Origin of the sequence: Enterobacter sp. R-25, assembly GCF_049913205.1 — a bacterium.
Lineage (GTDB): Bacteria > Pseudomonadota > Gammaproteobacteria > Enterobacterales > Enterobacteriaceae > Enterobacter > Enterobacter ludwigii.
In genome coordinates this window covers 1518250-1531808 of record NZ_CP183982.1, presented here as the reverse complement: position 1 = coordinate 1531808, position 13559 = coordinate 1518250, and the positions used below count along the sequence as shown (strand labels likewise).

Genomic DNA, 13559 nt, shown 5'->3' with positions numbered 1-13559 from the left:
GGAGCAGAGCGTGCCGCAACGTATTCTGGTACTCGGTGCCAGTGGGTATATCGGTCAGCATCTCACCACTGCGTTAAGTCAGCAGGGGCACCAGGTGCTGGCCGTGGCACGCAACACGGAGCGTCTGCAAAAACTGCACCTGCCCGGGGTGACCTGTCACAACGTCGATCTCAACTGGCCCACGACGCTGCCGGCGTTACTGGAAGGGGTCGACACGCTTTACTACCTTGTTCACAGCATGGGCGAAGGGGGCGATTTTATCGCCCACGAGCGTCAGGTGGCGATGAACGTTCGCGACGCGCTGTTGCGCACACCGGTGAAGCAGGTGATTTTTTTAAGCTCGCTGCAGGCGCCTGCTAACGAGCAGTCCGATCATCTTCGCGCCCGTCAGCTCACGGCTGAAACCCTGCGCGGCGCAAATATTCCCGTCACCGAACTGCGGGCGGGGATCATCGTCGGGGCCGGCTCCGCCGCGTTCGAAGTGATGCGCGACATGGTGTACAACCTGCCGGTGCTTACCCCGCCGCGCTGGGTGCGATCGCGCACCACGCCGATTGCGCTGGAAAATTTACGCCATTATCTGGTGGCCCTGCTGGACCATCCGGCTGAGCAACACCGTGTGCTTGAGGCTGCCGGCCCGGAAGTGCTGAGCTACCAGCAACAGTTCGAACATTTTATGCGTGTCAGCGGCCGCCGACGCTGGCTGATCCCCATTCCCTTCCCTACCCGCTGGATCTCGGTGTGGTTTTTAAACGTCATTACGTCCGTGCCGCCGACGACCGCAAAAGCGCTGATCCAGGGGCTCAAACACGATCTGCTGGCCGACGATCGCGCGTTGCGTGCGCTGATCCCCCAGACGCTGATCCGTTTCGATGATGCGGTACGCAATACGCTCAAGGAAGAGGAACAGCTGATGAACTCCAGCGACTGGGGCTACGACGCCCAGGCGTTTGCCCGCTGGCGGCCTGAGTACGGTTACTTTCCTAAACAGGCTGGCTGCACGGTGAACACCCCGGCAACTCTGGCGGACCTGTGGGAGGTGGTGAATCAGATTGGCGGCAAAGAACGCTATTTCTTCGGCAATATCCTCTGGCAAACCCGTGGCGCACTGGATCTGCTGGTAGGACACAGGCTGGCGAAAGGCCGTCCTGCGCACCCGTATCTTGCGGTAGGCGATACGGTTGACAGCTGGAAGGTGATCATCGTCGAGCCCGAAAAACAGCTGGCACTGCTGTTTGGCATGAAAGCGCCCGGTCTGGGACGGTTGTGCTTTACGCTAAAAGACAAAGGCGACCATCGAGAACTGGACGTTCGTGCCTGGTGGCACCCGCACGGGATGCCGGGGCTTTTCTACTGGTTGTTAATGATCCCCGCTCACCTGTTTATCTTTCGCGGAATGGCGAAACGTATCGCGCAGCTGGCAGAACAAAAGACGAAAATAACTCAATAAAACTCTTATTCTTTCACCTTTCCCATTGCAACCCGCCGTAATTCACGAAAGAATGCGCACGAAATTCTTTTTCAACACAGTGGATTGATATGAAGGTACTGGTTACCGGGGCGACCAGCGGCTTAGGCCGAAATGCGGTCGAGTTTCTGCGCAACAAAGGCATCAGCGTCAGGGCCACCGGTCGCAACGAAGCGATGGGTAAACTGCTGCAAAAAATGGGCGCAGAGTTTGTCCATGCCGACCTGACGGAGCTGGTCTCCTCTCAGGCCAAGGTGATGCTGGCCGGTATCGATACGCTGTGGCACTGCTCCAGTTTTACCTCCCCGTGGGGTACCCAGGAAGCTTTTGACCTCGCCAACGTGCGTGCCACCCGTCGTCTGGGTGAATGGGCCGTGGCCTGGGGCGTGCGTAACTTTATTCATATCTCCTCCCCGTCTCTCTATTTCGACTATCACCATCACCGCGACGTGCAGGAAGATTTTCGCCCGGCGCGCTTTGCCTGTGAGTTTGCCCGCAGTAAAGCGGCCAGCGAAGAGGTGATCGATCTGCTGGCGCAGTCGAACCCGCACACCCGTTTTACCGTATTGCGTCCTCAGAGCCTGTTCGGCCCGCATGACAAAGTGTTTATCCCGCGTCTGGCGCAGATGATGCACCACTACGGCAGCGTGCTGCTGCCCCGCGGTGGCGATGCGATGGTGGATATGACGTACTACGAAAATGCGGTCCACGCCATGTGGCTGGCAAGCCAGCCTGACTGCGATACCCTGATTTCCGGTCGCGCGTACAATATCACCAACGGTGAGCCCTGCACGCTGCGCAGCATCGTGCAAAGGTTGATTGACGAGTTGCAAATCGACTGCCGTATTCGTTCCGTGCCCTACCCGATGCTGGATATGATTGCCCGCAGTATGGAGCGTCTTGGGAGTAAATCGGCGAAAGAGCCTGCGTTGACGCACTACGGTGTGTCAAAGCTCAACTTTGATTTTACGCTGGATATCACCCGCGCAGAAAACGAACTGGGGTATAAGCCGATTGTCTCCCTCGATGAGGGGATTGTGCGTACTGCCGCCTGGCTGCGTGACCACGGCAAATTGCATCGCTAGTTGAGCGCGCTCATCTCAGAGAACAGAGACGAAAACGGCAACCCGAAGGTTGCCGTTTTGTTTTACAGCGCCGTCCAGGCGTCTGACCACGCCAGACCCGCGCCTGGCTCGTAGTACGCCGGGGCATTGTTACACCAGCCGCTGTACGGGAACGGTTTGCACTGGAACAGTTTACCGTGGTTATTCACGATATCGCCTGCCTTGTACTTGCTGTTCGCGCTCCACGCGGCATAAGCACCAGAGGTACCGTCGTTTTCAGACGGCGTCGTGGCTTTCGCTTTAACGTTCAGCAGATAGGAAGTGGTGCTGCTCAGCTCGCCATCGCTCACGGTCAGGCTGACTTCATACTGTTGAGCCGTCGCAGACTCTGGCGCGGTAAAGGTCACCACCGCCTTGTCTTCACCGGTGACCGTCTGGCCATCCTGTGAACGCCAGGTGTAGGTCAGCGTGTTGCCGTCCTGGTCAGTGGATCCTTCTGCGCTCAAGGATACCTGCGCGCCCGCTTCCACCGCACCGATTGGGCCCGCAATCTGCGCGACCGGGGCGTGGTTCACCACGGTCGGTTCTGCCGGCGTTTCGTCCGGAACCGGTGCCGGGGTTTCATCTTCCGATGGCGTCGGTGCCGGAGTGACCGGATGCTCGTCCGGCGTCACGGCGGAACCGTCATCGTTGATGATGTTGACGTTATAGAATTTCTTCACGCAGTTCGTGTAGTCACCCTCTTTAAAGGCGCTGAACGGCGTCTGATAACCGACCAGCTGGCAGGAATACGTTTTACCGTCTGGCGTATCGGCACTCCATCCCCAGTCCTGCTCCCAGTAAATCTTCAGCGCACCGGAGCCGCCTTCATCGAACTGCTTCATGTTGGCACAGCCGAGCACTTCATTTGCCGGGACAGGCACTTTCAGGTACTTCGCAAACTCTTTGTAGTACTTGATACGGTTTTCAGACTGGGCAATCTCAGTCGGGCCGCCACACTCTACGCCACCGTTAATGATCTGGGTGGTCACGCCGAAGCCCGGAACCAGGCCGTTGGCTTTGTCATGATCGTTTGGCTGCCAGGTGCCGTCGATAACCTGCAGCATGCTCGGTTTCGGCGGCTGCGGGTAGGCGAAGAAGAAGATGGCGCTTGCCAGGTTCAGCCAGGTGTCAGCCACCAGCTCCGGCTTGTCGAGCAGCGTGCGGACAGTGCCGAACATCGCTTCAGAGAACGGACCGTAGTTGTAGTTATAAGACAGCTGTTTAGCCCCACGGCCAAAGTAACTCACGAAATCGCCGTCTTTGTCTTTGCCGCACGGCCAGGTTTGTCCCTGCCAGATATCAGGATTACATTCGCCGTTGTAACCGCCTTTCTGCCCTTCGGTCCAGCCCATTTCGCGAACGTGAACCAGCGCCTGACGCCATTCGGCTTCCGGACGCCAGCTTTCGTGGCCGCCGGTTTCCTGTGCGAAGTGGGCAAACATGGTGGCCAGCTCTTTACGGCAGATGGCGTCGCTGTCACGGCCGTCGTTGTAGGTCTTACACAGCGCCGGGAATTTGCCCACCGCTTTCAGGAAGTTACTGTAGGTGTAGGACTGCGCTCGCATCGGGAAAAGGTATTCCCAGTCGCTGGCCTTCACAATGCCTTCAACGCGTTTGACGTTATCCGGGTTCGCTGCACGGCCTGGCTCAATCAGCTCAACCTGGGCATTATCCAGCGTACGAATGGTGTCTTTAACCGACGCCATCAGTGGAAAGTTAGTCAGTTCCTGTTCTTTCTTCGCCAGATCGCTGGCTTTCAGGGTGAACGGCTCGCTGGTGGTTGCCTGCAGCGTCGCAGCCTGTGCCATGAAAGGCGCAATGCATGCACCCGCAACGAGCACGCTCAGTAAGGTCCTTTTGGTCATTTCAACTCATCCTATATATAGCAACAAGGGTTAATGCAATCACGGTTTATGTATTATTCCCTTAATAAATAAACCAAAGAGTGCGGTAATTTTTCATTTTCTGAAGCGCACCTCTTGGTACGCTTCAAAAAACAAAAAGCAGAATTAATAAGAGGAACGAGGTTTTATCTCCTGATATTTCGCCCAGACCTTGCGGGCATAATTCATACGCTTTGAATAATTCTCTTTTTTCACTCCCGCGTTATAAGCCCCGACGGCTTCCCAGTTATAGCCATATACGTTGATCATCGTCGACAGTATTGACGCGCCCACCATAATGGAGGTGCAGGGCTCGGTCACAAGCCGGTTCTCGTCAATGCCCTGGCGCTGCAGTTCGCTGAAATGCGTGCTGTTAATCTGCATTAATCCCACATCCCGCGAGCCATCCTGATTCCACCCCACGGCATTCGGATTCATACCGGATTCCACCTGCGCAATGGCATATAATAAATACGGATCGACATGATAATAATGCGCCGCTTTATCCCAGCAATTTGCTGTCGCACTCTGACTTAAAATAAGCAATAACAATAAAAAGCGTTTCATCTCATTACCTGTTTATTTACTGACGATCCTTCTCCTTGCGCACGCTGTCTTATTCCGGAAGGGGTTGACCACACCCGAAACGGGGTGTGGTCAACGATTGCAGGCGATATCAAACCCGCAACCTCAGGCTAAGAAGGTTATTTGCAGTCTGCTGACGCGCCTTCTTTTACCCATACATCGCTGTTACCTGGTTTATCACCACGGGTCCACCATTTCGCACGGTAGACATACCCCTGGTAGGTGGTCGTATCGCCACCGTTGTAAACCACATCTGAACGCCAGTTCATTTTCACCTGGCTGACCAGCTCCCACGCATCCGCGTCAAAGCCAGGTTTATTGCCCTGTGTCCAGTACTTCGCTTTCCACACCAGGTTGTCGGCGCTCACGGTGTCACCACTGTTGTAGATTTTGCTCGCACTCCAGGCCGGGTACTGGCTGGCACTGGCATCAACAGGTGCATCACAGCTGCCGGTGGCAGAGCCTTCATCAGAAGGTGGCGTGACCTCATCGGCAGGTGGTGTCACCTCGTCAGATGGCGGCGTGACCTCATCGGCTGGTGGTGTCACCTCGTCAGATGGCGGCGTGACCTCATCGGCTGGTGGTGTCACCTCGTCAGATGGCGGCGTGACCTCATCGGCTGCTTTTGGCGTGACAATAACCTGCACGTTCGATTGAACGCTGGTTTTACCGTCGCTGACCACCACGCTCAGGGTGTAGGTGGAATCGGAAGCAACAGCCGGTGCGGTGATATTCACGTTCGCGGTGTCAGTTCCGGTTGCGTTCATGTCCGCTGGCACGCTCCAGGCATAGGTCAGCGCGTCACCATCCGGATCGGCTGCCTGCGCATGCAGGGCATAGGTTTCACCCGCCTGCAGCGTGATGCTTTCCATCGGGTTGACCACCGGTGCCTGGTTCGCTTTAGGTGCTTTGTTCACGACCTGAACATCAATGGCGTTCGTCAGGCCTTTCGCATCTTTCACCGTCAGGCGGAAGGAGAGCGTCTGGTTCTGAGTCACTGCCGCCGCGCCGAAGGAGGCTTTGGCTTTCGTGCTGTTGGTAAGGGTCACGGCTGGACCGGAAATCTGGGTCCACTTATAGGTAATGGCGTCGCCGTCCGGATCGCCAGACGCAGAGCCATCGAGGGTGACGGTAACAGGCCCGGTCACGGTCTGATCGGCAGCCGCAGCGATCGGCGCATGGTTGGTGACAACGGGATCAACCGGCGTTGAACCGCCGCCCAACAGGCTTTCGTTCATCGCATTAAGGATGTCGCCATTGTCCGAGTCGATGGACCAGGAGAACAGACCGCCCAGGTTTTTCGCCAGCACATACTTACCTTTTGCCGTGGTAGAACGCGCGTCTTCATAGGTAATCAGATCGCCGGTGGCTTTATTGAACAGATACGGCGCTTCTGCCGCGGCATCGTATTTGTATTCCCAGCCTGGCTTGCCTTTGTACTCGTTCGCAATCTGACGGTAGTCAACCACGCCCGGTTCCCAGGTGCCTTTGACCGCGCCCGTTGCCGTACCGGTGAACGGATTGTCGCCGGTGTAGCCGTGAACGCCGGTCCAGCCGCGACCGTACATGCCCGCCCCTACAACAATCTTGCCCGGCTGCACGCCCTGTTCCAGCAGCGCGTTCACGCCGTTTTCAGTGGTGTAGTTGGTGTCCGGTTTCCACTCCGCGCCGTGCAGCGCCGCCTGGTGGCCGAGATCAGTGTTACTCCAGCCGCCGTAGAAGTCGTAGCTCATCAGGAAGATGTGGTCGAGGTACTGCTGCGCCGTGGTGTAATCCACGTCTTCAATTTTGTCTTTACCGGAACCAATGGCGGTGGTCAGTTCGTACGTACGGCCCGTTTCTGCTGACAGCTCGTTCAGCATCGCGCGCAGATCGTGCATCACCGCAGTATAGGTGGCTTTGTCCTGAGCAGGGTTGCCAAGATTTTCCGACACACCACCACCACCCGGGAATTCCCAGTCAATATCGACCCCGTCGAAGAATTTCCAGGTTTTCAGGAACTCTTTCACGGAAGAGACGAAGCGCGCGCGGATCGCTGAATCATGCATCTGGAAGAACGGATCGGACATCGTCCAGCCGCCAATGGAAGGCAGCACTTTCAGATCCGGATGGGCTTTTTTCAGCGCCATCAACTGACCAAAGTTACCTTTGTAGGGGTCGTCCCAGTTGGTCACGCCGGCCTGCGGTTTTTGCAATGCCGCCCACGGATCGTGAATGGCCACGGTGTAATCCTGACGGCCCGCACAGGCGCGCTGCAGCGCGGCGAAGCTGTTGCCGTTCTCAACCGTTTTTAACCCGTCGTTGATGCCATCACCGCCACAGATCGGAATGAAACCGTACAAAATGTGGTTCAGGTTCGCCGCAGGGATTTTATCCACCGGGAACTCACGCCCATAGACGCCCCACTCAGGGAAATAGGCACCCACCACTTTGTCCGTATGTTGAGAGAAGGTTTTGTTATTTTCCTTCAGGGTGGTGTTCAGCGGCAGCAGATGGCTCCCGTCCGTGTCCGCCACGATGATCAGTTTGCTGGCACTTTTAGAACACCCGCTGGCGTTACAGAGTTCAACCTGCTCCTGATAGCGTCCGCCCTTTTTCACTTTGAAGGTGGCTGACCCGGAGGCGCTTGCGGCGCCACTCCACACGGCCTGACCATCCAGAAGCACTTTCGCCGAGGTTGGCGCATCACCGCTCCAGACGTTCCACTCAACTTTCACATCCGCGCCATCATGGACTTTCACAAGGCTGTTATAGTCTTGCGCTGCCTGGTCAACTTCAACAATCGCAAACTTATCATTGCCACTGCTGAGGGTTGGCGTACCTGGCGCTGCCGCGAAGGCAGAGCTGGACGCCGCTGCAACGAAAAGCGCCAGATATTTAGGCTTCATAAATTTCATTTTTATTTCCTGATAAATTTATTTGTAAACGTTAATGACCCATGTCTTCCTTTAAAACATGGAATAGTTTTTTACAGACTTTGAATTTCAACTTAAGCAATAATCGTTAACCGCTATTTCTGTGGCGCGCTGTATTCCTCCATTAAAAGATACAAGCTCGAATTCTGTGAAGCTTATGTCTTTAACGATACGCTGAATAAATATTGTATTCCTTTCATTCCCCAATCGAAAAAATCACTAAAAAAACTTGACCGGTGTATTCAGAATGTGGAACAGGCAACCTGATAAACAAAAACCGTCATGCCGGCAAAAGCTAAATAAGGCCCGAAAGAAATAATGCGGTTATTTTTATTCGCATGTGTTGTCGCGAAATATCCGACAATACCGCTTAACGCGGCAATCAATTCCAGGATGGGCAGTGCCTGCCAGCCGCACCAGGCGCCTAACGCCGCCAGAAGTTTAAAATCGCCATAGCCTAATCCTTCTCGTCCGGTAAGCAGACGAAATACCCAGTAAAGAGACCAGAGCGAAAGGTAGCCAGCCACCGCCCCCACCAGCGCATCCTTAAGCGGCAGCGTGTGGTCAACGAGGTGTAACAACAGTCCTGCCCACAGCAACGGCTGGGTCAGACAGTCAGGGAGCAACTGATGCTGCCAGTCAATCATCGTCAGCGGCAGCAGAAACGCGGCCAGCAACCACAGTGAGAACAACGCCGGTTCGCCCGGAATGCACAAGGCGGTGAGGCCAAAAAAGAGCGCGGTGACGAGTTCGATCATCAATAAGCGCAGCGGGATGGCCGTGCCACACTGCCTGCAGCGCCCGCGCAATACTAGCCAACTGACCAGCGGGATATTCTCCCAGGCCGCAAGATCATGCTGGCACACCGGGCAGTGAGAGGCCGGAAACAGCAAGTTGCCTGTTCCTTCCTCCTCCATCACCATGCCCGGCACGCGCTCGGCGACAACGCCCAGAAAACTGCCCACCATGCTGCCCAGGATCGCACTCATCACCGGGAACCCCACCGGGTAGATTTCCCGCATCAGCGCAACGGTGTTCATGCGGTTTTGCGCCAGGTGAGCTGCACTTCGGCTTTCACATCACTGAGGTGATCGACCGGCGTAAGGTTCATTTTTTGCAGCCTGACGCCGGAGGTCTGGTTGATTTCCCGCAGCCAGTTTTTTAATTCATACACATTTACGCGGTTCACCACGAACGATAAGGTTTGCCCGTCCTGACGCACCTCCGTCAGGGAAAGGTTAATTTCATGAGCGCTGTTCTCCACCACCGTGCGCGGGTTATCCGTTTTAATGATCATCACCGGAAGGTGGTGTTTATCTATTTCTCTGCGCATCCAGTTCAGCGTCTCTTTTTGTCGGGTCAGCGTTGATTTGCTATTTTGAATCATATTATCCAGTGGCATCATGCCCGCGTAATAAACAGCCGCGGCCAGGAGGGCAACGGCACCGGTTTTTAAAATATATTTCTCCCGGATGCTGTATTGTTGATAACGCGACGTTAGCTTCGTGATTCGCTCTTTCATTTATATTTCCCTGCGATCATGGCGGTATAAGGTGCAGTGGTAGAAACAGGCTGTAGGGTGAAATCAAAATGCTCCCCTGTTTTCTCCACAAACGACTGCAGCGCGGCCTGGCTTTGCGCACTGACGCTCAGGGTCAGCGCATTTTGTTGCGCATCGTACTCAAGCAGGGAGATCTCAAGTGCGGGTACGGCCTGCCTGGCTTGCTCAAGATCATCCAGCTGCAGGAATACCCATTTGTGCTGCTTTTTCATGTTTTGACCAAAGTGGTATTTGATATTGGTCTGCTGGCGCATGCTGGGAAAATGGTGCTGATAAACCTGAACGATCTCCTGCTGAACCCGATTTTCCTGCTGTACCAGCATCCAGGCCATCGCGATCCGCGGGCCCAGCTACAGCCCGAGAGACAGCAGGCCCGCCGCCGCCATCGCGATTTTTATTCCTTTAGACGCGCTGCCTTTCCCTGCCTTCGGGCTGAATTCACCGTGCAGGAGGGTGACCCGACAGGATTGCCACTGGGGCTGGATCAACACCAGCGGATGCTGCCACGGGTGCAGAAGATCCACCCCGACACCGGCTGGCGGTTCGCCGTAACAGCACACGTCACCGTCTGGGGTTTTTTGCATCAGCAGCGGCAGCAGGCTGGCCTCCATTTCGCTGGCGACATGGGGCGACAGGCGCAGCCAGTAGCGGTCATCCAGGGCAACCAGCGTGCTTCCTCCTGCCGTCACCGGCAGCAGCCAGGCATCCGGCAGCACCTGAATCACCTTCAAACCGGCCTCCTGGCAACGGGCTAACCACCCGCGCAGAACATCGGTATCAATCGCCACCGCGTCAACGTCGGCCCCCTTTTTGTGAAGCACCGTCCAGTGAAGGTTGTCCACCTCGCCAATGAGCGTCTCTTCCGCCAGCCACGAGAACGCCGCCGTCTGAGAGGCAACTTTTTTCGGCAACGTAAAATGGCGGAAGATCATGTTGCCCGCGGGCAACAGTAAACAGACCCGGGCCGCGAGAGGATGGTCTGCCAGCGCGTCAAGGCGCTCCACAACGTCAACCTGCTGGCTGCCGGAAGCACACCACATTATTTTCCCGCCCTCACGGCTGTCGGGACGAACAAAAAGTACCTGTTTCATAGCCATCTGCTTTTCTTATTCAATCATTCGGTAACGACGTTGCCACGTCACGATCTCACCGGCTTCGTTATTGACCTGAAGCTGGCTTACCACGCGAAGCGTTAGCGCATCGGTGTTGCCGGTATAGTTAACGCGGAAGTACCGGCTTTGGGTGGAGAGTTGTCCGGCCACCTGCGGAAGGTCGTCTTTCACCTGCGGGAAGGCCTGCTCCAGCGCGTTGCTGAAGGTTTCCATATTTTCCCAGCCGGTTTCAGGTCGCGATTCAATCAGGCGAACGGCATCGTCTTGCGTTATTTTTCCGGGGAACATGGCGGCCAGTAAGGCGGCCTGTTCCGGTTTCAGGGTGTTCACATCCACCTTGCTGGCGGTATCCGGTAAGGCACACAGCAGCGTACTCACCTTCCGGTATGCCGTTGCCGGAAATGCCGGCAGCAGCGTGATCTCAGCGATCGTGCGCATCATCTGGTTTGCGGGCTGCCGGGGGGGCACCACGCCCGCCCAGGCATCGCTCTCCGCCCCCTCGCTGGCCGTGGTGGTATCGCCATCCAGATAGTCCACCAGCTGCGAGTAAACCTCGTGCGCCGTGGACTGGCTGAGGCCACTCCCGGTCAGGAGTTGCTCAACAATCTGCTCTTTCCGCGGTTTTTCCGGCACCGCGGGCGCATTTTGCCCCTGCGCGATGTCATCGGCCGCCAGCAGGTCATTCACGTTGAAGCAGTCCTGGGCGTCTTCTACCTGGCTGACCACCGTGTAATCGTCACCCCGGGTCTCCAGCGGCTGGTGCCAGTCACCCTGCAGGGTAAGGGCTTTACTCTCACCGCTGGCGTCGCTCTGCAGACGATCTTTGACCACCTTCTCCTGAGCCTGCATGGCCCAGCGCAGCTGCTGCTGACTCACCTGGTAATGGGTTTTCTGCAGATTGCGGCAGAACTGCTGGCTGATTCTGGCAGCCAGCGCCGACATCATGACCAGCAGGATCAGTACCACCAGCAGCGCGACGCCTTTCTGTTTACGTAAAGCCTTCATGATGTCGCTTCCGCTGCAGGTGGCGCGGCAGGTGCGTCTGCAGGCGCTGGCGCGGCGGCCTCGGGAATATCGCCCGGCGTTGTAAACACCCAGCGCCAGGTTTCCCCGTTTTCCATCGTCAGCGTCAGCTCGACGCCGTCCGGCAGATGTGCCGGGTCGTTCCAGCTTTTTTGCCAGCCCTGACGGTAAAAACGCCACTGCAGGGATTTCACCTCGTCGACAATCGGCACCGCATCGGGTCTGGCATCCGCCGGGCTGTCAATCACCGGCCAGACATCCCGGTACAGTCGCCCCTCTTCCAGCCGCCAGCGCACACGCTCCAGCTGTACGGTTCCGCTCACGCCGTTCAGCGTGGTCAGCTCAAGGCCGTCATCCCCCTGACGAAATGTATCCGGCTCATTGCGCGGCGCACGCGCCTGAAGCTGATAGAAATCGCGTTCCATCAGGCTCCAGGCACGCTGAAGCTGATTGAGCTTTGCCGCGCTGGCCTCCGTCGCCGAACTGGTGCGCATCGCTCCGTCGAGGATTTGCCAGGCCAGGGTGCTGATCACCGCAAAAATGGTCAGCGCAATCATGATCTCCAGCAGGGTAAATCCCCGCTGGCGTCGGATTTTCTTCACGGTTCCTCTCCCGGCGCGATGACCTGCAGTGAAATAACCGGTTGGCTTTCATCGCCTTCTGCATAGACGCGGATGGCATTCGCCCAGCCGTTAGCCGCGGTTTTTACGCGCTGCTTTCGCCAGGCCCAGCTGCGCCCGCCCATGACCTCTGCCCCCTGCGCTTCAGCGTCAGGAAAATCACGTCTGTTGAGCTGCGCCTCCGCCAGTTGATTTTCGGCGACCCAGCTGGCCTGCAATGTATCGGCCAGCCCGTGGGTGAAACGCACGTTCAGGGAGACCGAGTTCATCAGCGCCAGTGCGGCGGTGGAGAAGATGACCAGCGCGACCATCACCTCCAGCAGCGTCATCCCCTTTTGCTTTCTCTTGCCGTTAGCCATCGTTTTCTACCGTTACAGGGGCCGCGCCTTGCGACACCACGCGGAAATGGTGCGCGTTGTCGCGGCTTTGCAGCGCCAGCGTAAAGCGGCTGATTTCACCGTCTGGCAGAAATAACACCTGCGGTTCGGACGCCACCGTGGCGGCGAGACGCTGCGGCGAGAGCGAGACGTGCATCTCCGGCGGGAAATCACCCCGGGTCGTTATCCGCCCCGCGGATAACGACACCCAGTGACGTTCACCGTTTTTATCCTCGAGCGTCACCAGCCGGTATTTATCCGCGGTCATAACCAACCCCACGATATTTCCGTCCATCACTGCCCGGTCTGAGCCATAATCAACGAGGGCTTTTAATTGCTGACAAAATATATCCGCACCGCTGCGTGAGGGTATTGTTGAAACCACCATCATGGCGCAACTGGCAAATATCACCAGCGCCAGAATAATTTCCAGCAACGTAAAGCCGCGTTGACGTTTCATTATTTCTCTTTCTTATCCAGAGACCAGTTTGTAATATCATCAGCGGTATTGGCTTCGCCATCCGGACCGGCGGAGAAAACGTCTACGGCACCGTGTTCACCCGGGCTGACCAGAATATAATCCCCGCCCCACGGGTCCTGCGGCAGGCGGCGGATATAACCGTCCGCACGGTAGCCGTTGGGAATGGGCGCAATCTCTGGCTTCGTGACCAGCGCCTGCAAGCCCTGTTCGGTGGTGGGATAGCGGTGATTATCCAGCTTATACATATCCAGCGAGCCTTCGAGCGCGACGATATCGCTGGTCGCTTTTTGGGTATCCGCTTTTTCTTTATTGCCCATTAAATTGGGTACCACCATACTCGCGAGTACGCCGAGAATAACAATAACCACCATTAATTCGAGCAAGGTGAAGCCCGCCTGGCGAGCCAGGTGTTTGCGTTTTATAGCCAT

General features: G+C 56.5%; 12 protein-coding genes and 1 pseudogene. 2 read left to right on the top strand and 11 right to left on the bottom strand.

Annotation, left to right across the window (positions count from 1 at the left end):
• The first annotated feature begins 10 nt into the window (after positions 1 to 10).
• Together ACN9MQ_RS07265 and ACN9MQ_RS07260 are read left to right on the top strand one after the other, a co-directional pair.
• Positions 11 to 1450 (top strand): SDR family oxidoreductase, encoded by a 1440-nt coding sequence (locus ACN9MQ_RS07265; protein WP_032677782.1) that lies wholly within the window; start codon positions 11 to 13, stop codon positions 1448 to 1450.
• Between the two features lie 89 nt (positions 1451 to 1539).
• Positions 1540 to 2553 carry an NAD-dependent epimerase/dehydratase family protein gene (locus tag ACN9MQ_RS07260; protein WP_020884845.1) on the top strand — a complete coding sequence of 338 codons (1014 nt, stop codon included), beginning with the start codon at positions 1540 to 1542 and terminating at the stop codon, positions 2551 to 2553.
• 62 nt (positions 2554 to 2615) lie between these two features.
• Here the strand turns inward: ACN9MQ_RS07260 and ACN9MQ_RS07255 are convergent, their stop codons facing one another.
• The 11 genes and pseudogenes from ACN9MQ_RS07255 to gspG all read right to left on the bottom strand — a co-directional run bounded on the left by ACN9MQ_RS07255 (position 2616) and on the right by gspG (position 13559).
• Positions 2616 to 4439 (bottom strand): chitinase, encoded by a 1824-nt coding sequence (locus tag ACN9MQ_RS07255; RefSeq protein ID WP_040017039.1) that lies wholly within the window; start codon positions 4437 to 4439, stop codon positions 2616 to 2618.
• Positions 4440 to 4583: 144 nt separating this feature from the next.
• On the bottom strand, positions 4584 to 5024 hold the full coding sequence (iagB, locus tag ACN9MQ_RS07250; protein WP_014169343.1) for a type III secretion system invasion protein IagB: 441 nt from the start codon (positions 5022 to 5024) through the stop codon (positions 4584 to 4586).
• A 137-nt stretch (positions 5025 to 5161) separates the two neighbouring features.
• Positions 5162 to 7939 (bottom strand): glycosyl hydrolase family 18 protein, encoded by a 2778-nt coding sequence (locus tag ACN9MQ_RS07245; protein ID WP_426021287.1) that lies wholly within the window; start codon positions 7937 to 7939, stop codon positions 5162 to 5164.
• A gap of 260 nt (positions 7940 to 8199) precedes the next feature.
• Positions 8200 to 8997: a prepilin peptidase gene (locus tag ACN9MQ_RS07240; RefSeq protein ID WP_426021288.1), complete on the bottom strand. Its 798-nt coding sequence runs from the start codon at positions 8995 to 8997 to the stop codon at positions 8200 to 8202.
• A complete protein-coding gene (gene gspM / locus ACN9MQ_RS07235) occupies positions 8994 to 9479 on the bottom strand; it encodes a type II secretion system protein GspM (RefSeq protein ID WP_020884851.1) in 486 nt (161 codons plus the stop codon). The genes ACN9MQ_RS07240 and gspM overlap by 4 nt, the downstream gene beginning before the upstream one ends.
• A pseudogene (gspL, locus tag ACN9MQ_RS07230) lies at positions 9476 to 10609 on the bottom strand (type II secretion system protein GspL). Before gspL ends, gspM begins: the two are co-directional and overlap by 4 nt.
• 15 nt (positions 10610 to 10624) lie before the next feature.
• Entirely contained in the window at positions 10625 to 11635 is a 1011-nt protein-coding gene (gene gspK / locus ACN9MQ_RS07225) for a type II secretion system minor pseudopilin GspK (RefSeq protein WP_426021290.1), read from the bottom strand.
• On the bottom strand, positions 11632 to 12255 hold the full coding sequence (gspJ, locus tag ACN9MQ_RS07220) for a type II secretion system minor pseudopilin GspJ (protein WP_426021291.1): 624 nt from the start codon (positions 12253 to 12255) through the stop codon (positions 11632 to 11634). The genes gspK and gspJ overlap by 4 nt, the downstream gene beginning before the upstream one ends.
• Positions 12252 to 12632, bottom strand: a complete 381-nt coding sequence (gene gspI, locus ACN9MQ_RS07215; RefSeq protein ID WP_014169336.1) for a type II secretion system minor pseudopilin GspI — start codon at positions 12630 to 12632, stop codon at positions 12252 to 12254. Before gspI ends, gspJ begins: the two co-directional genes overlap by 4 nt.
• Entirely contained in the window at positions 12625 to 13110 is a 486-nt protein-coding gene (gene gspH / locus ACN9MQ_RS07210) for a type II secretion system minor pseudopilin GspH (protein WP_426021292.1), read from the bottom strand. The genes gspI and gspH overlap by 8 nt, the downstream gene beginning before the upstream one ends.
• The gene (gene gspG / locus ACN9MQ_RS07205; RefSeq protein WP_014169334.1) at positions 13110 to 13559 is read right to left on the bottom strand and encodes a type II secretion system major pseudopilin GspG; all 450 of its coding nucleotides are present in this window, start codon (positions 13557 to 13559) and stop codon (positions 13110 to 13112) included. Before gspG ends, gspH begins: the two co-directional genes overlap by 1 nt.

Excerpts from the sequence above, each read along its gene's own strand:
- gspK (WP_426021290.1), bottom strand. The coding sequence starts at position 11,635 with ATGAAGGCTTTACGTAAACAGAAAGGCGTCGCGCTGCTGGTGGTACTG.
- iagB (WP_014169343.1), bottom strand. The coding sequence starts at position 5,024 with ATGAAACGCTTTTTATTGTTATTGCTTATTTTAAGTCAGAGTGCGACA.
- gspM (WP_020884851.1), bottom strand. The coding sequence starts at position 9,479 with ATGAAAGAGCGAATCACGAAGCTAACGTCGCGTTATCAACAATACAGC.
- ACN9MQ_RS07240 (WP_426021288.1), bottom strand. The coding sequence starts at position 8,997 with ATGAACACCGTTGCGCTGATGCGGGAAATCTACCCGGTGGGGTTCCCG.
- ACN9MQ_RS07255 (WP_040017039.1), bottom strand. The coding sequence starts at position 4,439 with ATGACCAAAAGGACCTTACTGAGCGTGCTCGTTGCGGGTGCATGCATT.
- gspI (WP_014169336.1), bottom strand. The coding sequence starts at position 12,632 with ATGGCTAACGGCAAGAGAAAGCAAAAGGGGATGACGCTGCTGGAGGTG.
- ACN9MQ_RS07245 (WP_426021287.1), bottom strand. The coding sequence starts at position 7,939 with ATGAAATTTATGAAGCCTAAATATCTGGCGCTTTTCGTTGCAGCGGCG.
- gspG (WP_014169334.1), bottom strand. The coding sequence starts at position 13,559 with ATGGCTATAAAACGCAAACACCTGGCTCGCCAGGCGGGCTTCACCTTG.
- ACN9MQ_RS07260 (WP_020884845.1), top strand. The coding sequence starts at position 1,540 with ATGAAGGTACTGGTTACCGGGGCGACCAGCGGCTTAGGCCGAAATGCG.
- gspH (WP_426021292.1), bottom strand. The coding sequence starts at position 13,110 with ATGAAACGTCAACGCGGCTTTACGTTGCTGGAAATTATTCTGGCGCTG.